The 19573-nt window shown below is 65.1% G+C and carries 20 protein-coding genes and 1 tRNA gene; 9 read left to right on the plus strand and 12 right to left on the minus strand.

Going from position 1 to position 19573, the window contains the following annotated elements:
- Nucleotides 1-76: 76 nt before the first annotated feature.
- A complete protein-coding gene (locus tag IEX32_RS05170) occupies nt 77-742 on the plus strand; it encodes a glutathione S-transferase family protein (protein ID WP_188769179.1) in 666 nt (221 codons plus the stop codon).
- Nucleotides 743-766: 24 nt separating this feature from the next.
- On the opposite strand, the gene IEX32_RS05175 is transcribed toward IEX32_RS05170, so the two are convergent.
- From IEX32_RS05175 to IEX32_RS05185, 3 genes are all read right to left on the minus strand, one after another.
- The gene (locus IEX32_RS05175; RefSeq protein WP_188769182.1) at nt 767-1231 is read right to left on the minus strand and encodes a cupin domain-containing protein; all 465 of its coding nucleotides are present in this window, start codon (nt 1229-1231) and stop codon (nt 767-769) included.
- Nucleotides 1232-1283: 52 nt separating this feature from the next.
- Nucleotides 1284-1658 (minus strand): hypothetical protein, encoded by a 375-nt coding sequence (locus tag IEX32_RS21170; protein WP_188769185.1) that lies wholly within the window; start codon nt 1656-1658, stop codon nt 1284-1286.
- Between the two features lie 148 nt (nt 1659-1806).
- Nucleotides 1807-1880: transfer RNA gene (locus IEX32_RS05185), tRNA-Cys, on the minus strand.
- A 233-nt stretch (nt 1881-2113) separates the two neighbouring features.
- Between IEX32_RS05185 and IEX32_RS05190 the strand changes: the two genes are divergently transcribed.
- Entirely contained in the window at nt 2114-2638 is a 525-nt protein-coding gene (locus IEX32_RS05190) for a molybdenum cofactor guanylyltransferase (protein WP_188769186.1), read from the plus strand.
- A gap of 25 nt (nt 2639-2663) precedes the next feature.
- Here the strand turns inward: IEX32_RS05190 and IEX32_RS05195 are convergent, their stop codons facing one another.
- Both IEX32_RS05195 and IEX32_RS05200 read right to left on the minus strand, forming a co-directional pair.
- Nucleotides 2664-3362 (minus strand): winged helix-turn-helix domain-containing protein, encoded by a 699-nt coding sequence (locus tag IEX32_RS05195; RefSeq protein ID WP_229736103.1) that lies wholly within the window; start codon nt 3360-3362, stop codon nt 2664-2666.
- Between the two features lie 253 nt (nt 3363-3615).
- A complete protein-coding gene (locus IEX32_RS05200) occupies nt 3616-4815 on the minus strand; it encodes an LL-diaminopimelate aminotransferase (protein ID WP_188769442.1) in 1200 nt (399 codons plus the stop codon).
- A 175-nt stretch (nt 4816-4990) separates the two neighbouring features.
- Here IEX32_RS05200 and IEX32_RS05205 point away from each other — a divergent pair, with 175 nt between their 5' ends.
- The 5 genes from IEX32_RS05205 (at nt 4991) to lptG (ending at nt 11304) form a co-directional block, all read left to right on the plus strand.
- Nucleotides 4991-6853, plus strand: coding sequence for a PHA/PHB synthase family protein (locus IEX32_RS05205; protein ID WP_188769191.1), 1863 nt, complete (start codon nt 4991-4993; stop codon nt 6851-6853).
- A 398-nt stretch (nt 6854-7251) separates the two neighbouring features.
- Nucleotides 7252-8265 (plus strand): phasin family protein, encoded by a 1014-nt coding sequence (locus IEX32_RS05210; protein ID WP_188769194.1) that lies wholly within the window; start codon nt 7252-7254, stop codon nt 8263-8265.
- Nucleotides 8266-8386: 121 nt separating this feature from the next.
- Complete coding sequence (gene clpS, locus IEX32_RS05215; RefSeq protein ID WP_188769195.1) at nt 8387-8773, plus strand: ATP-dependent Clp protease adapter ClpS; 387 nt, start codon at nt 8387-8389, stop codon at nt 8771-8773.
- A gap of 205 nt (nt 8774-8978) precedes the next feature.
- Nucleotides 8979-10205 carry an LPS export ABC transporter permease LptF gene (lptF, locus tag IEX32_RS05220; protein ID WP_188769196.1) on the plus strand — a complete coding sequence of 409 codons (1227 nt, stop codon included), beginning with the start codon at nt 8979-8981 and terminating at the stop codon, nt 10203-10205.
- A 1-nt stretch (nt 10206) separates the two neighbouring features.
- Nucleotides 10207-11304, plus strand: coding sequence for an LPS export ABC transporter permease LptG (gene lptG, locus IEX32_RS05225; RefSeq protein ID WP_188769198.1), 1098 nt, complete (start codon nt 10207-10209; stop codon nt 11302-11304).
- 14 nt (nt 11305-11318) lie between these two features.
- Here lptG and IEX32_RS05230 read toward each other — a convergent pair whose 3' ends face one another.
- Complete coding sequence (locus tag IEX32_RS05230; protein ID WP_188769200.1) at nt 11319-12416, minus strand: fatty acid desaturase family protein; 1098 nt, start codon at nt 12414-12416, stop codon at nt 11319-11321.
- Nucleotides 12417-12580: 164 nt separating this feature from the next.
- On the opposite strand from IEX32_RS05230, the gene IEX32_RS05235 reads away from it, so the two are divergent.
- The gene (locus IEX32_RS05235; RefSeq protein WP_188769444.1) at nt 12581-13747 is read left to right on the plus strand and encodes a GNAT family N-acetyltransferase; all 1167 of its coding nucleotides are present in this window, start codon (nt 12581-12583) and stop codon (nt 13745-13747) included.
- 20 nt (nt 13748-13767) lie between these two features.
- On the opposite strand, the gene IEX32_RS05240 is transcribed toward IEX32_RS05235, so the two are convergent.
- Nucleotides 13768-14103, minus strand: a complete 336-nt coding sequence (locus tag IEX32_RS05240) for a hypothetical protein (protein ID WP_188769202.1) — start codon at nt 14101-14103, stop codon at nt 13768-13770.
- Nucleotides 14100-14798 carry a lipoyl(octanoyl) transferase LipB gene (gene lipB / locus IEX32_RS05245; protein ID WP_188769204.1) on the minus strand — a complete coding sequence of 233 codons (699 nt, stop codon included), beginning with the start codon at nt 14796-14798 and terminating at the stop codon, nt 14100-14102. The genes IEX32_RS05240 and lipB overlap by 4 nt, the downstream gene beginning before the upstream one ends.
- Nucleotides 14799-14878: 80 nt before the next feature.
- On the opposite strand from lipB, the gene IEX32_RS05250 reads away from it, so the two are divergent.
- The gene (locus IEX32_RS05250) at nt 14879-15694 is read left to right on the plus strand and encodes a DUF7847 domain-containing protein (protein WP_188769206.1); all 816 of its coding nucleotides are present in this window, start codon (nt 14879-14881) and stop codon (nt 15692-15694) included.
- 66 nt (nt 15695-15760) lie between these two features.
- Here the strand turns inward: IEX32_RS05250 and IEX32_RS05255 are convergent, their stop codons facing one another.
- From IEX32_RS05255 to IEX32_RS05270, 4 genes are all read right to left on the minus strand, one after another.
- Nucleotides 15761-16399, minus strand: a complete 639-nt coding sequence (locus tag IEX32_RS05255) for a class I SAM-dependent methyltransferase (RefSeq protein ID WP_188769207.1) — start codon at nt 16397-16399, stop codon at nt 15761-15763.
- A gap of 93 nt (nt 16400-16492) precedes the next feature.
- Entirely contained in the window at nt 16493-16837 is a 345-nt protein-coding gene (locus tag IEX32_RS05260) for an arsenate reductase family protein (RefSeq protein WP_188769209.1), read from the minus strand.
- Nucleotides 16838-16847: 10 nt separating this feature from the next.
- Nucleotides 16848-17411 carry a (2Fe-2S)-binding protein gene (locus IEX32_RS05265; RefSeq protein WP_188769210.1) on the minus strand — a complete coding sequence of 188 codons (564 nt, stop codon included), beginning with the start codon at nt 17409-17411 and terminating at the stop codon, nt 16848-16850.
- 58 nt (nt 17412-17469) lie between these two features.
- Complete coding sequence (locus IEX32_RS05270; protein ID WP_188769211.1) at nt 17470-19497, minus strand: TonB-dependent receptor; 2028 nt, start codon at nt 19495-19497, stop codon at nt 17470-17472.
- Nucleotides 19498-19573: the final 76 nt, after the last annotated feature.

Consider the following 19573-nt stretch of genomic DNA (forward strand, 5'->3'; position numbering starts at 1 on the left):
TTTCCGCCGCGTGCTCGACATGCCCGGCGCGAGCCTTTAGGCCTTTCCCCTGCAAGCCAAGGGAAACGCCGCCCCCATGAAGCTCATTATCGGTAACAAGAACTATTCCAGCTGGTCGCTGCGCGGCTGGCTCGCCTGCAAGCAGTCGGGCCAGCATTTCGAGGAGATCACCGTCCCCATCTATGGTGAGGACTGGGAAGAGAAGAAGCGCGAGCGTGGTGAACTGGCGCCCTCGCATGGCAAGGTGCCGATCCTGTGGGATGGCGATGCCGTGGTGTGGGACAGCCTGGCGATCATCGAATACCTTGCCGACAAGGTCGGGCGCGATCGTTTCTGGCCCAAGGCCGACGACGCGCGGGCCATGGCGCGCTCGATGGTGGCGGAGATGCATGCGAATTACCTGCCGCTGCGCCGCTCCTGCCCGATGAACGTGCGCGCGCGCGTCGAGGGGCTGGAGGTGGACGAGGACGTGCGCGCGGACATCGTGCGCATCCTCACCCTGTGGGCAGAGGCGCGGGCGCGCTTCGGCAAGGGCGGGCCGTTCCTGTTCGGCACTTTCAGCGCGGCGGACGTTATCTACGCGCCGGTTGTCAGCCGCTTCCTGACTTACGGCGTCGGCGTTCCCGGCTTCGCGCAGGCCTATATGCAGGCGGTCTGGGAGCACGAGTGGATGCAGCAGTGGGTCGCGGCGGCCGAGGCCGAGGAGTGGGTGATCGAGCAGTTCGAGATGCCGGTCGCCTGAAGACGGGCTGCGCGCCGTCTCGGCTCAACGCATCCGCTTCGTTGGGTACGGTGTGCCGTCCTTGTGATAATAGCCCTTTCCGTCGAACTTCATGTCGATGTCCGAATAGGCGCCGGTTCCGTTGCGGTCGCCCGCGCTGATGGCGATGAAGCTGCAGTCCTCGCGGTTTTCGTTGATCAGGTGATGGCCGTTGGTCGCGCCCTTGGGCCAGGCGCAGACGTCTCCGGGCCGGAGGATCGTGCGCCCCTCATCCTCCACCAGCACGGCCTCGCCGGAAAGCATGATCAGCAGCTCGTCCTCGTCGTCGTGCCAGTGGCGCTGGCTCGACCAGGCACCGGGCTTCAGCACCACGTGGCTCGCGCCCATCTCCGTCAGGCCGCCGGCACGCGCCAGGCGCCGCCACCAGCGGCCCGCGACGGCCTGGTCGAAAGGGTCGGGATAGCCTGTCCGGTTGGATTGCGGGATCGCTTCGAGATCGAGTTTCGGCATGGCTTCCTCTCTGCGCCTATGGTCAGGACGCCGGCTTTTGCGATGGCCCGCCTTATGTCAAGGCCGCGCCCGCCAGGATGTTGTCATGCGGCGTACAGGGGTTGCTTCCAAGCCGGTAGCGCGCCCGCATCGTCGCCCAGGTGGGATGAGCTGCATCTGACCCGTCGCGCCGGCGCGCGATGTGGCGCCGGCGTCGCCGGCGCTCTCGATCCGCATCGCCGCGCGTATCCAGCGTTGAATGGGGAAGGTGCATCATCTCATTTTCCGGGATGATCCAGAGAGATGTGAGTTTCAGCGCATACATGATGCGCCAGAGTCTGCCGCCCTTCGATGATTGACCAGAAGATGCAGGGCCCTGCGAGTCTGCGGACGTGTAGGGCTTTTCTTTTGGTTTGGCGTTTCGGATTGCGGTGTCGTTCAGCGCCAATCGGGGCTCTACGGGCCCCCCGATTTAGGCCCCATCATCCGCAGTTGCAGGCAAATAGAGGCGGTCACTGACGGCCAACTATTGCCCTTGAATTAACGGAAATCAGGGGAAATTTTCAACCGCTGGCGAATCTCGCCAAACAGGATTTTGGAGGCCCGAGCCGGAATCGAACCGGCGTATACGGATTTGCAGTCCGCTGCGTCACCACTCCGCCATCGGGCCGTCCAGGTGGTGTTCCTGTGAAGGTGCGCCCCTAGCAACCCTCTCGGCCGCGCGCAATCCAATTTGCAGGCTTGCGTGCCTGCTCTCCCCGACGGTGACATGCAGTGTTCCTTCGCGGTGTTTTCGGGGCCGTGCGCTGCAACTTGAGACTTGGCTGAAGACCGCGTTGCGCTAGGCTCCATTCTGAAAGCATTGCCGCCAATCCCGGCCGGACACTGCACGGAGCCTTTGCCATGATTCTCGGAGCCGTTCTCGCAGGCGGGCAGTCCAGCCGCTTCGGTAGTGACAAGGCGCTGGCGGAACTGGACGGGCACACGTTGCTGGCGCTGGCCGTCGATGCTCTGGCCGGGCTGTGCGAGCACGTTATCGTAGTCGGGCGCGAGACGGCGCCAGCCCCGACCGTGCCGGACTGGCCCAAGCCTGGGATGGGGCCTCTGGGCGGAATCGCCGCTGCGCTGCACCACGCACGAGACGAAGGTTACGAGGCGGTCCTGACTTGCGGCGTGGACGCGGCCTTCCTGCCTGACGACCTCGTTCAGGTCCTGTCACCGGCGCCGGCATGTCTGACCCGCCAGCCTGTGATCGGACTGTGGCCGGTCTCGGCGGTCGAAGTCGTCGAGAAGTTGCTGCACAGCAATGATCGCCATTCCATGCTGCGCCTTGTGGAACTTCTCGGTGCGCGCAGGGTGGATACCGCGGCGGCCATTCCGAACATCAATACGCAGCAGGACCTGTCGGACATAAGAAAACGTCGGTGAACCGGCCCTGCCGACGACGCGCTCTTCAAACGCCGGAAACATCAGCCGACTGTCGGTGATCGGCCGACTGGCGGTGATCGGCCGGTTCCGGGCAGCTCGGGGCAATCGCGCGGTGTTGCGGCGTGCCGGAAGGCTTGTCCTGCCGGCCGGCAAGGGACCGCAGGCGATAGCCGCCGCGTGAAGACGTCTCGATCATGCCCGCAAGGCCGGCGAAGGAGAGCTTGCGCCGCAGCCGCGACATGTGCACCGCGATGCTGTTGGTTTCCGGCACGAAGCCCATGCGCCACACGTCCTGGATCAGCGATTGCTTGTCGACCACATAGCCGGCGTTGTCCGACAGCCTCCACAGCAAGGCGAACTCGCGCGGGTTGAGATTGAGTGGTTTGTCGAAGCCGAAAGCCTCGCGCGCCAGAAGATCGAGCTTCAGCGCACCGAATTCGCGGGTTCGCGGCAGCCATTGTGAAGATTCGGCGATCCGCCCCGCCCGCGCAGCGACTTCGTCCATACCGCTTTCCTGCGGCACCGCATCCCCGAAGCCGGTCCCCAGCAGGGCCGCGCGCTGGTGTGCGAACTCGATGCCGGTGACCAGGACGTAGCGGCGCGTGTCGTGGCCGAACGACGAGAGGGCATGCGTCCATCCCTTGTCGTCGAAATCGGCAACGTGGAAAATGCCTATGCAATCGATACCCGGTACGTTGCAGTCGCACAGTTTCCAGCCGCGCATCCGCAGATCCAGCTGTGCCGGAATCGCACCCGGCGCCAGCCAGCAGAATCGTGAAACAACCTCTTTTCGCGCGTCGTCAAACGCGCTCTTATCCAAGCACGACATGATACCCCCATCGCCCTCCAGGCTAATCTGGATGAGGGATAATCTGGCCGGCAGGGCGGCCCCGTCACAACTCTGAAAAACTTACAGATTTGTCACTTCAGGCCCGGAATATATGGGAAAATACCCCATATCGGCGATTTCACGAACTTCATGCCGCCGGTGTGTTCACTCCCATCGAGCCCAGGAAGCGCTTGATGTTGCGCGCGGCCTGACGCAGGCGTTGCTCGTTCTCGACCATGGCGATGCGCACGAAGCCTTCGCCGTCCTCCCCGTAGCCGACGCCGGGGGCAACGGCGACTTCCGCCTCGGTCAGGAGCTGTTTCGAGAACTCGAGGCTGCCCATGTCCTTGAGCGCGGGAGGAAGCGGAGCCCAGGCGAACATCGAGGCCTTGGGGACCGGGATGTCCCATCCGGCGCGGCCGAATGCCTCGATCATGACGTCGCGGCGCTTCTGGTAGAGCTGACGGTTCTTCTCGACGATGTCCTGCGGCCCGTTCAGCGCGGCGCAGGCGGCTGCCTGGATCGGCGTGAAGGCGCCGTAATCGAGATAGGACTTCACGCGTTTGAGCGCGGCGATCAGCTTGCGGTTGCCGACCGCGAAGCCCACGCGCCAGCCTGCCATGGAAAATGTCTTCGACATCGAGGTGAATTCGACCGCGATGTCCTTCGCGCCGGGCACCTCCAGGATCGAACGGGTCGGCTGGCCATCGTAGTAGAGTTCGGAATAGGCCAGATCGGAGAGGATCCAGACCTTGTTCTCCTTCGCCCAGGCGACGAGGCGTTCGTAGAAGGCGAGATCGACCGTCTCGGCCGTCGGATTCGACGGGTAGTTGACGATCAGGACCGACGGGCGCGGAACCGTGAAGGCCATCGCCCGCTCAAGCGAGCGCCAGTAGTTCTCGTCCGGCGTGGTGGGCACCGAGCGGATAGTGGCGCCGGCGATGATGAAGCCGAACGTGTGGATGGGATAACTGGGGTTGGGCGCCAGCACGACGTCGCCCGGCGCGGTGATCGCGGTAGCAAGGCTGGCGAGGCCTTCCTTCGATCCCATCGTCATCACCACTTCGGTCTCGGGATCGAGATCGACGTTGAAGCGGCGGCCGTAGTAATTGGCCTGGGCCTTCCGGATGCCGGGTATGCCCGAGGAGGCGGAATAGCCATGGGCGTCGGGCTTCCGCGCGACTTCGCACAGCTTGTCGATCACATGCTGGGGCGGCGGCAGGTCGGGGTTGCCCATGCCGAGGTCTATGATGTCCCGTCCCGCCTGGCGTGCTGCGTGCCGCATCGCGTTGACTTCGGCGATGACGTAGGGCGGCAGGCGCTTGATGCGGTAGAACTCGTCTTCCATGACCTCGGTAATTCCATGAATGCGGCGGGATTGCCGCGAGGCTTCCTGTAAGGGATTACGCGCCGCGCGCAAATGGGCGATCGTGCCGTGCTCGAAGGGATCTTTCACTTTGCAGGGCTCGACAGCATGCGTCCGGCGGCTAAGGTTCATTCGAACCGATCGGAGAATTCAGTCCATGGCGACCGACGCCGCAGAAATCTTCACCCAGTTCCTGCGCGATCAGGCACGCGAAGCGGCGGGCCTGTTCGGCCAGCTGGCTCCGGCCGGCGGAGGGCCGAACGCTCAAGAGGCGGTGCACTGGGCGGAAATTGCCGGACGGCTGCACTCGATCTGGAGCGACTACCAGATGGAGCAGTTGAACAGGGCTCCGGGCCAGCGGCCACACTACTCCGATCCGCTGAAATGGATCGCGACCGCCGAAGCGGTGGTGCGCCAGCTGCCGCTTACCGATCCCGAAGTGCAGCAGACGCTATGGAACGAGGTCATGGACGTTATGACGTCGGTTCTCGGCGAATATGGCCTTGGGCCGCGCGCCGCAAAGGACGAGCGGGAGGATCGCGAACTGCCCCGCAAGGATCGCCGCTTCGCCGATCCGCACTGGCGCCGCCAGCCCTTCTTCGCGGTGCTGCACCAGCTCTACCTGCTCCTGTCGGAGCGGGCGGTGGGGCTTGCCGAGGGTGTCGATGGGATCGAGCCGGCCAGAAAGGCGCAACTGGTTTTCGCGGTCCGCACGCTTGTCGATGCGCTCAGCCCGGCGAATTTTCCCCTGACCAATCCCGTCGCGCTCGAGAAAGCGAACGAGACCCGGGGAGAGAGCCTGGTGCGCGGCTTCGAAAACCTGCTCAGCGACATGCGCAGGGGCCAGCTGACCCATACCAGCGCCTCGGCGTTCAGACTCGGCGAGAACATTGCCGTGACGCCGGGCAAGGTCGTTCACGAAACCGAACTCTGCCAGATCCTCCAGTATAACCCCACCACCGACAAGGTGCTCGCCACCCCGCTGGTGATTTTCCCGCCATGGATCAACCGCTTCTATATCCTCGACCTCAACGCGAAGAAGAGCTTCGTGCGCTGGGCGGTCGAGCAGGGGATCACCGTTTTCATGATCTCATGGAAATCGGCGGACGCCTCGATGGCCGATATCACCTGGGACGACTACATCGGCGCGCAGATCGAGGCGATCGACTTCGTGCGGGAACGGCTCAAGGTGCCTTCGGTCCACACCATCGGCTATTGCGTCGCGGGCACGACGCTGGCCGCCACGCTGGCGGTGCTGGCCCGCACCGGAGCGGCGGAGAAAGTCGCCAGCGCCACCTTCTTCACCGCGCAAGTGGATTTCGAGGAGGCCGGCGATCTCAAGAACTTCGTCGATGACCAGCAGATCGAGACGATCGGCCATCTTTCGCCCGAAGGGTACATTGACGGACGCTATCTTGCCGCCACCTTCAATATCCTGCGCGGCAACGACCTGATCTGGAGCTACGTCGAGAAGAACTACCTCAAGGGCGAGGACTACCCGGCATTCGATCTGCTGCACTGGAATGGCGACGTCACCAACCTTCCGGCGCAGTGGCACCGCGACTACCTGCGCGACCTGTATCGCGACAACCGGCTGGTCGTTGCCGATTCGCTCCAGGCCCGCGGCGTGCCGATCGACCTGCGCCGCATTGCCACGCCGGTGTACATCCAGGCCGGGCGTGAGGATCACATCGCGCCTCCCGCCAGCGTCTGGAAACTCATGCACTATGTCACGGGGCCGAAAACCTTCCTCCTGGCCGGATCGGGCCACATCGCTGGCGTCGTCAATCCACCAACCTCGGGCAAGTACCAGTACTGGACCAACGAGGGTTCGCCGGACAGCCTCGAAGCCTTCGTCGCCGGTGCGCGCGAACATCCGGGAAGCTGGTGGCCGCACTGGAGCGATTGGTTGCGGTCGCTCGACGGACGGGAGGTTTCCGCGCGCGGCAAGCGCCGTCCGGGCGGGCGCGGGGACCGGACGATAGAGGACGCGCCCGGCCGATATGTCATGACGCGCTGACAATCGGTGCGGGAACGCGGCCCTTTCATCGGGGCGGAACCGTCGCCCGCCTTGCGCTTCCTCGCCTGCCTTCGGCCGATTCGGGAGAGTTCATGCCGCGTCTGCGAGCATCTCTCATGGAAAATTCCAGGCTATCGCTCGTCCGCGTGATTGGCTACAAATGGCGCTGTCGCCAATAGTACAGCACTGAAGTGAAGGCTTGCCTGACTCGCGGCGGAACACCGATTTCGCCGCGAGTGCTGCGATGCGCCATTTTTGCTGCACTGCACAAATTTGTTGACCTCGCGCTTTCAGCACTTTATTTGTGCACCGCAACAAAGTGAATTTCAAATCGCTGGCGGCGAGTCGGGATGAAGCATGGTCTCGATCGCCCAGCGCAGGATTCAGGACGAATTTCAATGGCTGACAACGAAAACAACACGGGAACGGCGCGCGCCGAAAAGGCTTACGAAGCGGCGGTATCCGCGACTCCCGTGAATGCCAAGGCGCCCGTCGCCGCGACCAGTCCCAAGCCGGCGACGCCCGCGGCGAAGGAAGCCAAGGCCGAACCCGTTTCGCCTTCGCAGCCGCAGCCCGTCAAGGCCGAGTCCGCTCCGGTCTCGCAGGCCCAGCCCGTCAAGGCGGAGGCCGCGCCTGAAGTGAAAACGACCACGAGCGTCGAGCCCGCCCCCAGCGCCAAGCCCGCAAAGGCAGCGCCGAAGGTGAAAGCGCCGGTCAGGCGTAAACCGACGGTGAAGGCCAAGCCGGCGCCGAAGTCGAAGGCGACGCCCGCGGTGAGGGCGAAGCGCAAGCCTGCCGCATCGGCGGTCTCCGCCAAGACCGCTCCGACCAAGACCGCCCCGACCAAGACCGCCGCAGCCCGGACAGCCCCGGCCAAGCCGGCGGTGCCCGCTCTGAAGGCGGCAAAAAAGACCGCCGGTAACAAGCAGTCGATATTCGCAGGACTATTCAGGAACTTCTTTCCCGAGGAAAAGACGATGAACATGAACGCCAACTTTGCAGGTATCCAGGACGCCATGACCGAGGCCCAGGCCAAGGCAAAGGCTGCTTTCGAAAAGAGCTCTTCGGTGCTCGGCGAGGTGTCTGATTTCACCAAGGGCAACCTCGAAGCCGTGATGGAATCGGGCAAGATCCTGGCCGAAGGCATCCAGGGCATCGGTTCCGAAATCGTTGCCGAGGGGCGCTCGAACTTCGAAGCCATGTCGGGTGACATCAAGGAACTCGCCGCCGCCAAATCGCCGTCGGACTTCATCAAGGTCCAGGGCGACATGATGCGCAAGAACATTGACAGCGCCGTGGCCTCCAGCGCGAAGAACAGCGAAGCCATGCTCAAGCTGGTGAGCGATGCGATGGCGCCGATCTCCGGCCGCGTCAGCCTGGCCATGGAAAAGGTCCGCCAGACCTCGAACTGAGGCCGGCCCGTCATCAAACCGATCGGGTGGCCGGTGGCCGCCTGATCGGTAGAGCGCAAAATCCGACATTCTGAACGGGGCATCTTGTAGACGGGTGTCCCGTTACGATATTCTGGCTGCCATGCATTCTTTCCTTGCCGATTCCGATCCGAACCGACCCTGGCCGCTTGGCGCCGGGAATGACCATGACGCGGATCGCAATGCGGACGGGGACGAACAGGTCGGAATTGCCACCAAGACGCGGGCAAAGCCGAAAAAACCAAGCCAGTTCAAGGTCCTGATGCTCAATGACGACTACACCCCGATGGAATTCGTGGTGATGGTACTCAAGCGCTTCTTCAGCATGGATCTGGAACAGGCGACCCGCGTGATGCTCCATGTCCACCAGAGGGGCGTGGGGGTCTGCGGCGTCTTCCCTTACGAAATCGCCGAGACGAAGGTGAACCAGGTGATGGACTTTGCCCGGCAGAACCAGCACCCGCTGCAATGCACGCTCGAGAAGGCTTGAGCGGGCAGATCGTCCGAAAAGGGGCCTGTTTCGCCCCGGAGACTGAGACGAGCGGCGCTTGACGCCGTTCAACGCCGCGCGCCGGGCGCCGGGCTTCGCTCGTTCATCGTGTCGCTCGAATGGGGCGGAAGCCGACAAATCCCTTTCGCCCTTGCGGACCAGCCGTTAAGGCCCAGGGAAAGGACGGTACTTTGACGGCGGCAACGTGAAATTCTTCAGCGCCATCGATCGCTACATCTTCCGCCTCGTGCTGATGCCGATGCTGGGTATCTTCCTGCTCGCGGCGTCGCTGCTCGTGCTCGACAAGATGCTGCGGCTGTTCGATTTCGTGGCGACGCAGGGCGGGCCGGTCGGCGTCGTGTTCAAGATGCTGGCGAACCTCCTGCCCGAATATGCCAGCCTTGCCATTCCGCTGGGCCTGATGCTGGGCATCCTGCTCGCTTTCCGCAAGCTGGCGACTTCCAGCGAACTCGACGTGATGCGCGCCGTGGGCCTCAGCTACACGCGGCTGCTGCGCGTTCCCTATATCCTCACGATCCTTTTCGTCGGGCTGAACTTCGCCATCGTCGGCTATCTGCAGCCGCTGTCGCGCTATTACTATGAGGAACTCAACTACGAGCTGAAGTCGGGCGCGCTGGGAGCCTCGATCAAGGTCGGCGAGTTCACCGCGCTCAAGGACCGTATCGCGCTGCGCATCGACGAGAGCCGTGATGATGGCCGCCGCCTCATCGGCATCTTCGCGCGCGTCGCGAACGCCAAGGGGCAGGTCCTGTCGATTTCCGCGCAGGAGGGGCAGTTTCTCGCGCTGCAGGGCGCGCCCGATACGGTCATCCTCCGGCTCAAGCAGGGCCAGATCATTCAGGACATGCCGGGCAGCACGCCGCGCGTGCTCAGTTTCACCAACCACGACCTGCCCATCGACCTCCCCCAGATTGAGAAGTTCCGCCAGCGCGGCGGGGAAGACCGCGAATACCTGCTGCCCGAGCTGTTGAAGCTGGGCTGGAACGATCAGCTTACCAGGGAACAGCGCGTCTCCAGCCAGGCGAACTTCAATTACCGGATGGTCGAGGTAATCATGATGCTGCTGCTGCCGCTGTTGGCGGTCGCGCTGGCGATCCCGCCCAAGCGCTCCACGTCCTCGCTCGGCCTGTTCGTGTCGATCGTGCTGGTCGTGGCCTACCACAAGGTGAACCAGTATGCCGCGGATGTCGCCGCGCTGGGCAAGATCAACCCGATCCTGGGGCTGTGGGGGCCGTTCTGCCTGCTCGCGGTGCTGATCGTGTGGATGTATTACCGCGTCGCCTATGTGCCGGGCGGGCAGGCAATCGGCTGGCTGGAAAAGGCGGCGGAAAGCGTGACGAAACGTCTGAAGTCGCTGCTGCGCCGTCGCCGTCGCGGCCCGATCCTGCCGGCACCGGTCGAGCAATCCTGATATGCAGCTTGAATTCTTTCCTTCGCGCGCGCTGACGTTCTACCTCGCACGGCTGTTCATCACCCGCATCGTCGCGGTGCTGCTGATGCTGGTGCTGGTGCTGCAGGTGCTCGACCTGCTGGGCGAGAGCGGCGACATCCTGGCCCACCCTGGCAACGGCGAGGCGCAGCTGTTCTATTACGTGACCTTGCGCATTCCGCAGCTCATCGCCCGGTTCCTGCCCTATTCGGTGCTCCTGGCGACGATCATCACGCTGGCCACGCTCAACCAGAACAGCGAGGTCATCTCGATGAAGGCGGCGGGGCTTTCGGCGCACCAGATCCTGGCGCCGCTGATGCTGACCGCCGTGGTCGTCGCGCTGCTGAGCTTCGCTTTCAACGAACGTGTTGTCACCCGCGCCTCGGCGGCGCTGGAGGCCTGGGAATCGGTCGATTACGGCCCGATCCCCAAGGACTCGGGCGTGCGCAGCAATATATACCTCTCCGACGGCAAGGACCTGATGCTGGCACAAACGCTGGAGGGCAGCGGCAATGCCATGGTCCTGAACGGCGTGACCTTCTACCGGCGCAGCGAGCAGGGCATGATCGTGGAGCAGCTTCGCGCCGCTCGCGCAACTTACGTCAATCCCGGCTGGAAGCTTGAGCAGCCGGTGCGCTTCGACGTTTCCGGCACGAAGACCACGCGGCTCGCCTCGGCCACGGTCGCGCAAGGGATCACGCCGGAAGAGGTCACGATGGCGAGAGTCGATGCGGATTCGCAGAACATTGTTGAACTGGCGCATTCGATCGGTGCCTTGCGCGATGCCGGGCGCAGGACCAGCGAGCTGGAGGCGGCCTGGTGGCACAAGATCTCCGGCCCGCTGTCCTCGACGCTGATGCCGCTGCTCGGCGCGGTGGCGGCTTTCGGCCTCGCGCGTTCGGGCCAGCTGCTGATTCGCGCGGTGATCGGCATGGCGCTGGGCTTTGCCTATTTCGTCGTCGACAACGCGGCGCTGGCAATGGGCAATTTCGGCGGATACCCCCCGCTAGTCGCGGCATGGGCGCCTTTCTTCCTCTTCGCCCTGATCGGCGAGACGGTGCTGATCCGAACCGAAGAATAGCGCGGCGGATCGCCTCAGCGCGGGCGCATGGTGCTGCCGACCAGCCGCGACATCAGCGGCGCCAGCCCGGCATAGCTGGCCTTCGCGTAAGTCGTATCGACGCCGAGATGCTTCGACAGCCGCCGGTGGGCTTCGCCCAGCGAGTGATAGGGCATGCTCGGCAGCAGGTGGTGCAGCGCGTGATAGCGCAGGCCTACTGGAGCCCAGAGCGGCGTGAGCAGGGCAGGTGGCGGCACATTGACCGAATCGAGGTACTGCGCCGTCACCGTCATCGCCTCGCCGTCGTTCTCCCAGAGATGGGCGACGAGCGTGCGCACCTGGTTGAGGAATGCGGTGAGCGACACCACGCTCAGCGCGACCAGCAGAGGACGCCAGCCCAACAGGAAAGTGCTGGCGAGAAGGGTGATGGCCCAGACGGAGGTTCCCAGTTCCTGCCAGAAGACCATGCGCGCGAAGTCGCCTTCGGGCGGGCGGCGGCGGAACCCGGGATTGATCGCCAGCGCCGAGAAGCGCGCCCACACGAGGTGCCGCAGCGGCGGCAACACCACGCCCAGCGGCACCAGCAGCGCCGACCGGACCAGCAGCGCGAACGGCAGCAGGATCGCGGTGAGCGCAAAGACCGGCAGCGACCAGGGCTTCATCAGCGCCAGCGGCAGGTATTCCGGGTCCTCGGCCGTGCCATAGCGGGTGCGGGCGTGATGGAGCGTATGCACGCCTTCGTACATGAGCGAGGGCGTGAGCAGCGGAATGCCGACGAGCAGGTTCCAGCCGAAGCGGAAACCGGGCAGGGCGTCCTTGTGGATGTGCGTCAGTTCGTGAATGAACAGCAGCGCCCGGTAGAGCGCCACCGCGGCGACGACCCCGCTGAGCGCGGCGGCCCACGGATTGTCGAGCAGGATTGCGCCCGCCAGCGCGGCATAGCCCACCGCGGCCGAGGCAAGCATGTCGGGCCAGTAGATCCGGGGCTGCGCCACGGAAATGTCGCGCGTCAGTTCCACCGCCGCGCGCAGCATGTCCTTGTCGTCCGGAATCTCCGATTTCTTCGGCATACCGGCTTGGGCAGGCGCCGAGGCCGGAGCGGAGCGCGCGTCAATCACTTCCTGGGCAATCATGCAGTCAATCCAAAGTGCATTCCAGTTTGCCGGACCCGGGCTGTTTTTCCGCGTCTCGAACTGTATTTGCCGCGATGGCCCGTCATGCCCGGCTTGACAACATGCCGGAAGCGCACGCAGGTCGCGTCTCGAAAATCCTCTTGGCGCATAACAAAGGCAGGATCGTGGCGAACGCCGAACTAGTCATTACACCCGTCTCCAGCAAGGCCGACCGCACCGCCTTCGTCGACTTCGCCTATCGCCTCAATGCGCCGGATCAAAATTGGGTCGCGAATCTGCGCAAGGAGGAAATCGCGAAGTTCACGCCCGGAAAGAACCCGTTCTTCGACCATGCGCGCTACCAGCTCTTCCTGGCAAAGCGCGACGGCCGGATCGTGGGACGCATATCGGCGCACATCGATGAACTGGCGCTGACGCTGCCGCTGGAGCAGGGCATGGGGCCCGGCACCGGCAACTGGGGGGCGATCGAGGCCGAGGACGAAGACGTCGCCAGGGCGCTGATCGAGACGGCCGAGAACTGGCTGCGCAAGCAGGGCATGGTCCGCGTGCTGGCGCCGATGAACCTTTCGGTCTGGGAGGAACCGGGCCTGCAGGTGCGCGGCTTCGATCACCCGCCGATGGTGATGATGGCGCATCACAACCCCGCCTATCAGGGGTGGATCGAGAGCGCCGGCTATGCCCGCGCCAAGACGCTCCATACCTACGATCTCGACGTGAGGAAGCCGTTCCCGCCGCTGATCCAGCGCATTGTCACCTCGGGCGAGAAGAACGCGAAGATTCGCATCCGCGAGGTGGACCTGAAACGCTTCGACGAGGACGCGGCGATCATCTGCGACATCCTCAACGATGCCTGGTCGGACAACTGGGGCTTCGTGCCTTTCACGCAGAAGGAAGTCGATCACATCGGCGAGGCATTGAAGCCGCTCGTCCACCCCTGCCTGATCCGCATCGCCGAATACGAAGGCGAGGCGGTGGCCTTCATGATGACGCTGCCCGATTTCAACCGGGCGCAAATGCGCATCAATGGCAGAAACGGCAGGCCCTCGCTGCTCGGCTGGCTCAAACTGGCGCTCTGGTTGAAGCGGCCGAGGTCCGCCGACATGCGCGTGCCGCTGATGGGCGTGCGCAAGAAGCTGCAGTCCTCGCGTCTTGCCAGCCAGCTTGCCTTCATGATGATCGAATACATCCGCCGCGCCGCGATCGAAAGGTTCGATGCCCGGCGCGGGGAGATCGGCTGGGTCCTCGAAGACAACCAGGGCATGGTCGCCATCGCCGATGCCATCGACAGCAAGGTCAACCGCGAATACGTGATCTACGAAAAGGCGCTGTAGCGGCGTCCGACGCTGCAGCGCTATGGTGCGGCCGGCGCGGGGGCCGGTTCAGCGGCTTCGGCGGCGGTTGCTTCCCTAGCGGTTTCCTCGGCGGCTTCGGCTGCATCCGTGCTGGCGGCGACGGGCGTATCCTGCGTTTCCTGGCTCAAGCTGGCGGCCGCTTCGGGATTGACCAGCGGCGACTGCGAGCGGACCGTGTCGTAAGGCGGCATGTCGTCCGTCACCGAGCGGGGCAAGAGTTCGCCGCCCGCGGCCTTGCGCTGGTCCGCCGCGTCGTCCTTGCAGGCGCCCAGCGCCAGGGTCGCGGCGCAGACGATGGAAAGGGCGGTACAGGTTTTGATGTGCCGGAGCATCATTCGCTCGTCTCCGTTTGCCGGTCTTGAGGGGGGCAGGACCGCTCCAGCGCGGCAAGGAAGGCATCGGCCCTTGCGATCAGCGCCCGGTCCCATGTGTCGAAATCGACCTTGCGGCCCAGGCGCGCCAGACTGGTCACGCCGAATTCCTCGATGCCGCAAGGGACGATGCCGGTGAAATGCGACAGGTCCGGCCGGATGTTCACGGCGAACCCGTGCATCGTCACCCACTTGCGGATGCGCACGCCGATGGCGCCGATCTTGGCCTCGCGCCCGTCAACGTCGCGGGTCCAGATGCCGATGCGGCCTTCGCTGCGAAAGCCCTCGACGCCGAAGTCGGTCAGCGTGTCGATCACCCAGCCTTCCAGCGCATGGACGAAGCCGCGCGCGTCGCGGGCGCGCTTCTTCAGGTCGAGCAGGACATAGCCGACGCGCTGGCCGGGGCCGTGATAGGTGTAGCGTCCGCCTCGCCCCGCTTCGACCACTTCGAAACGCGGATCGAGCAGTTCGGCCGATGCCGCGCTGGTCCCGGCGGTATAGACCGGCGGATGTTCCAGCAGCCAGATCAGCTCGCGCGCCTCGCCGGCCGCGATCGCGGCGTTGCGCGCCTGCATTTCCTCCAGCGCGACGCGGTAGGGCACCGACTCGCGGCTCACGCGCAGCTCGATATCGCCGGAAAGCGTTTGCGGGATCGTCATGGCGCGTTGCGTGGCGGCATTCCCTGCGGTTATCAAGTGCCTTTAGGCCGTCGGCAATGCGATGGCATCCGGAGTACATGATGAATTTCGACAGCAATATCGCCTGGAAGCAGGCATCGGGCGCGGTTTCCGCCAATCGCGAGGTGCTTCTGGCGCTGGCGGGCGTGTTCTTCATGCTGCCGCAACTCGCCCTCGCCGTGTTCTACCCGCAGCCGCAGACCACGACCGGGATGAGCGAGAAGGAGATGATGGACGTGGTCGCGGCCTACTATGGTTCGATCCTTCCGATGGTGCTTCCGATGGTGCTGCTGCAGGCTGTCGGCACGCTGGCGCTGCTCTCGCTGCTCGACGGGCAGCGGCGCCCTACGGTAGGCGAGGCGATCAAGGGCAGCCTGAAAGGGGTGGTTCCCTATCTCCTCGCGCAGCTTATGAGCGGCCTCGCACTCGCTCTGGCGGCCGTCGTCCTGGTGGGCGGGCTCACCGCGGCCGGTGGAACGGCGGGGGCGGTGGCGGGCATCGCTGCGATGGCGGTCCTGGCCATTTTCGTGGGCGTTCGCCTGTCGCTGACGGCGCCGGTGATCGCCGTAGAGCAGGTTTCCAACCCGATCGCCGCGCTGGTCCGCTCGTGGAGACTGACCAAGGGCAACACCGGGCGCCTGCTGGCCTTCTACGGCCTGTTCATCGTGGCTTTCATTGTTCTGTTGATCATCGTCAACGTGTTGATCGGCATTCCGCTTGCGCTGCTCGCCCCCGCGAAAGCGGCGCTGACCGTGGAAGCCGTTCTGGGTTCGGCGCTGAGCGCGCTGATGGCGCTCTACTTCGCCGCCATCATCGCCGCCAGCCATCGCCAGCTTGCCGGCAACACCCCGGAGAGCGACAGCGCGCCGTTTGTATAGGGATCCCGGCCCCTCTTCTCTTCGGAAGGAGGGGGGCTCGCTCATTCCACCCGAAGCGCTGCCCGATCAGTCTTCGTCTTCGTCCTTCCAGCCCCACCACAGGAAGCAGGGCGGGACGTTGATCGGTTCCAGCGCGTCGTCGATGCGCTGGAAGTGGCGGGCCATGTAGGAGCGCGCCTTGGGCGTGAACTGGTAGACGAGGAAGGCACCGCCCTTGCGGATGACGCGGTGGGTCGCCGCGGCAATGGCCGGGCCGATGCCATCGGGCAGGGTGGAGAAAGGCAGGCCGGACAGTACATAGTCCGCCTTCTCGTGCCCATGCGCGCGCACGATCTCCTCGACATCCGACGCCGAGCCGTGGACGGCGATGAAGCGGCTGTCGGAGATGGTCTTGCGCAAGTACTCGATGAACAGCGGGTTGGTGTCGATCACGATCAGCTGCCCGTCGCGCGGCAGGCGGTCGAGCACCGGACGGCAGAAAGTGCCCACGCCGGGGCCATATTCGACGAACAGCTTGCAGTTTGCCCAGTCGACCGGCTTCAGCATGCGATTGATGGTGAAGCGCGAGGACGGGATGATCGAGCCCACCATGACCGGATGGCGCATGAAGCCTTCGAGGAAGACGCCCCATGGTCCCAGCGAACGTTTTATCGTCTGCTTGATCTTCTGGGGCAGCGCCTCTCGGGCAAGCTCTGTACTGGTCATGCTGGCGGAAGCTCTCGCATTATCGTCATGGGATGAAGTGCAAAGTCGGTGGCAGATTCAGCCCGCCTTTGCAAGCAAACGGCCCCTCAAGGCTTAGAGAATTTCGTGAACCTTGTCCTGCGGCCGGCACAGCCGGACGCCCTTTGCGGTTTCGACCAGCGGGCGTTCGATCAGGATCGGTTCGGCGGCCATCGCGGCCAGTACGGAGGCGTCATCCGCCTCGGGCAATCCGCGCTCGGCAGCGTCCGTGCCGCGCATGCGCAAGCCTTCCTGCGGGGTGATCCCGGCGTCTCTGTAGAGCTGGCCAAGCTTTTCAGCGCCGGGCGGATCGCGCAGGTATTCGATCACTTCCACCTCGATGCCCGGCGTCTCTTCCAGGATTGCCAGCGTCTTGCGAGACGTGCCGCATTTGGGGTTGTGCCAGATCGTCGCCTTCATGGCCTGCTCCTCATTGTCCTTGGGGTATGTCGGTGGCGGGCGCGGGGCCCAGCGCGGGAACGGCCCTCGCCGCGTCCTGGGGGGCGATGCCCGGTGCGGGCGCGGCGCTCAGGGTTTCCTCGCGGCGCATGGCGCGGCCAGCAAGCTGGATCGCGCGCACGAGGCGCGGATAGACGCCGCAGCGGCACAGGTTCGGGATCGCCTGTCTGATCTCGGCCTCGCCGGGATCGGCATTGCGGGCGAGCAGAGCCGCGCCGTTCATGACGATTCCCGGTGTGCAGAAGCCGCACTGGATCGCCTGTTCGGCGACGAGCGCCTGCTGCACCGGGTGCGAACGGTCGTCCGACAGGCCCTCGATGGTGGTGACGAAGCGGCCCTCGCACTCGGCGATGGTGATAAGGCACGAACGCAGCGCCGCGCCATCGACCATGACCGTGCAGGCCCCGCAATCGCCGACGCCGCAGCCGTATTTGGTGCCTGTCAGGTTCGCGGCGTCGCGCAGCGCCCAGAGCAGGGGCGTCTGGGGGTCCATGTCGAATTCGACCGGACGGCCGTTGACGGTCATGCGCGACATCGGCTCTCCTTATGCGCTCGGGCGGCGAAGGGCCAGTGCCTTGATCATCACGGATACTCTAGCGAAAACCGACGCGCACCCCTGCCCAGACCGTGCGCGGAACGCCGAGGTCCATCGAGCCGCCCTGATCGCGCGTGACAATCCTCTCGTCGGTGAGGTTCTCCCCGCGCAGCACGACCGAAACCAGCGGCGCGACCGGTACTTTCACATAGGCATCGAGAGTCGTCGCGGCGGGCAGGCTGTCCGTTTCCTGATCGTCCTCGAACTGGCGGCCGATGTGGCGCAGCGTCGCCGCGATGCGCCAGCCGGCGCGGGGCAGCCAGGCGAGGGTGCCGCTGGCGGCAAGCCTGGGAACCTGCGCGGGGCGCATCCCGTCGAGAGCCGACTGGGCGCCGCTCGCCTCGACTTCGGAATCGGTCCAGCTCAAGGAACCGTCGAACTGCACCCGGCCAAGGTCGAGCGCGGCGGCCGCTTCCAGCCCGCGCGCGCGGATGGCATCGACGTTCTGGCGCTGGCGCAGGTTCTCGCCGATGGTGACATTGGCGATGGCATCCTTGAGGCTGTTGTCGAAGGCGGTCAGCGAAAGGGTCAGCCCTTCGAGCGGACGGGCATCGAGGCCGACCTCGTAACCGCGCAGCTTTTCCAGCTTGAGTGCGGCGTTGGCGCGGGTTTCCACGGGAAACACCACGAAGGGCCGGTACAGTTCGTTGAGCGTGGGCAGGCGCATGCCGGTATAGGCGGCGGCGCGCAGGGCAACCGTTTGGCTCGCCTGCCACACGAAGCCGCCGCGTACATTGCCGGTCCAGCCCGAACGGTCGGCGAAGGCGCTGTCCTCCATGACGAGACCCGCCGGCGTCGTTTCGCGGTAGAAGCCGTCGCGGATGGTCCAGCGGTCCGCTCTCACGCCGGCGGTCAGCACGAGATCGCCCAGCGTCCAGTCGTCTTCGATGTAAAGGCCGAGGTCGGACTGGTTGCCGCCCGCCCGGCGGATTGCGGTCAACGCCCCCGTGAAAGCGCTGAAGGGCATTTCGAGCAACCGCCCCTCGGTGAGCCGCAGGTCCGCGCCGAGGCGCAGGACATGGCCGTCGCCCACCGGCGGCCGCAGTTCGAACTTGCCGCCAATCGCCGTCGTCGGGGTCTTGGCCTGGTCGAGCACTTTCACGAACCGCGTCGAACTGACCACCACGTTGGAGAAGTCCTGCGCCTGGACATAGCCCAGCACATCGAACTGCCAGTCACCCCGGCCGACGAGGCGCAGCGAAGCCTGCTGACCGGAAGAGGTGGAATCGGCGCCCTCGAAGCGCAGCGTGCGCGCGTCGTCATAGGCGAGCGCGGAGGCTTGCAGTTCCACTGTCCCGGTCAGCGGCGCGACGCCGCGCAAGCTTGCCGACCAGCTGTCGTAGGCGGCGCGCGCCGAGGCGTCGACGCGCTGCGAGCGGGGCGTGGTCCAGAAGCCCTGTCCCCGGTCCCACTGAACGCTGGCGACGAGAAAGCCAGAGCCGAGGCGCGGCGCGAGCGTTGCCGAGGCCTGGGTTTCCGCGCGGTCGTTGACCAGCGCCTGCGCGTGGATCGGGCCGATCTCCCCCGGTCCGGCGCTGGTCATCTCGATCGTTCCGGAGACCGCCCCCGCGCCGAATGCGCCCAGGCCGCCGCCGCGCGTGACGCGGATCGAACCGAGCCGCTCGGGGGCGATGGCATTGAACGGGATATAGCCGAAGAACGGATTGGCGACCGGTACGCCGTCGAGCAGGACGAGCGTGCGGCTCGAGGCATTGCCGCCCAGCGCCCGCAGCGTCACGCCCTGCGCGGAAGGATTGGCTGACCGGCTGTCCGACCGGCGGAACTGCTGGAACCCGGCGATCGAGGAAAGCACATCCTCGACCCGCCCCGAAGCGCTGGTGACGACCCGGTCGCGGGTGATCGTCTCGACGTCGTAGGCCGGGGTCGCCGGGGTATCCCCCAGCCCGGCGCCGGTGACGATGATCGAGTGCGCAAGCACGGTATCCTGTGCTTTTGCCGGCGCGAAGGGGAGGGCGGTGCCGACCGCGAGCGTCGCGATCAGGTGGCGGCATTTGTGACGTAACATGCGCGCTCTATAAGACGTGAACGATCGTTGGCAACCGGCGCCGATCACAGGTCCGTTGCTGGCTTTCGCGCGCAGG

It is taken from the genome of Novosphingobium endophyticum, assembly GCF_014640675.1.
Classification (GTDB): Bacteria; Pseudomonadota; Alphaproteobacteria; order Sphingomonadales; family Sphingomonadaceae; genus Novosphingobium; species Novosphingobium endophyticum.

Bases quoted from the DNA above. Each gene is read 5' to 3' on its own strand.
- IEX32_RS05170 (WP_188769179.1), top strand. From the start codon at position 77: ATGAAGCTCATTATCGGTAACAAGAACTATTCCAGCTGGTCGCTGCGC.
- IEX32_RS05175 (WP_188769182.1), bottom strand. From the start codon at position 1,231: ATGCCGAAACTCGATCTCGAAGCGATCCCGCAATCCAACCGGACAGGC.
- IEX32_RS05190 (WP_188769186.1), top strand. From the start codon at position 2,114: ATGATTCTCGGAGCCGTTCTCGCAGGCGGGCAGTCCAGCCGCTTCGGT.
- IEX32_RS05195 (WP_229736103.1), bottom strand. From the start codon at position 3,362: ATGCGCGGCTGGAAACTGTGCGACTGCAACGTACCGGGTATCGATTGC.
- IEX32_RS05200 (WP_188769442.1), bottom strand. From the start codon at position 4,815: ATGGAAGACGAGTTCTACCGCATCAAGCGCCTGCCGCCCTACGTCATC.
- IEX32_RS05205 (WP_188769191.1), top strand. From the start codon at position 4,991: ATGGCGACCGACGCCGCAGAAATCTTCACCCAGTTCCTGCGCGATCAG.
- IEX32_RS05210 (WP_188769194.1), top strand. From the start codon at position 7,252: ATGGCTGACAACGAAAACAACACGGGAACGGCGCGCGCCGAAAAGGCT.
- clpS (WP_188769195.1), top strand. From the start codon at position 8,387: ATGCATTCTTTCCTTGCCGATTCCGATCCGAACCGACCCTGGCCGCTT.
- lptG (WP_188769198.1), top strand. From the start codon at position 10,207: ATGCAGCTTGAATTCTTTCCTTCGCGCGCGCTGACGTTCTACCTCGCA.
- IEX32_RS05230 (WP_188769200.1), bottom strand. From the start codon at position 12,416: ATGATTGCCCAGGAAGTGATTGACGCGCGCTCCGCTCCGGCCTCGGCG.
- IEX32_RS05240 (WP_188769202.1), bottom strand. From the start codon at position 14,103: ATGATGCTCCGGCACATCAAAACCTGTACCGCCCTTTCCATCGTCTGC.
- lipB (WP_188769204.1), bottom strand. From the start codon at position 14,798: ATGACGATCCCGCAAACGCTTTCCGGCGATATCGAGCTGCGCGTGAGC.
- IEX32_RS05250 (WP_188769206.1), top strand. From the start codon at position 14,879: ATGAATTTCGACAGCAATATCGCCTGGAAGCAGGCATCGGGCGCGGTT.
- IEX32_RS05255 (WP_188769207.1), bottom strand. From the start codon at position 16,399: ATGACCAGTACAGAGCTTGCCCGAGAGGCGCTGCCCCAGAAGATCAAG.
- IEX32_RS05260 (WP_188769209.1), bottom strand. From the start codon at position 16,837: ATGAAGGCGACGATCTGGCACAACCCCAAATGCGGCACGTCTCGCAAG.
- IEX32_RS05265 (WP_188769210.1), bottom strand. From the start codon at position 17,411: ATGTCGCGCATGACCGTCAACGGCCGTCCGGTCGAATTCGACATGGAC.
- IEX32_RS05270 (WP_188769211.1), bottom strand. From the start codon at position 19,497: ATGTTACGTCACAAATGCCGCCACCTGATCGCGACGCTCGCGGTCGGC.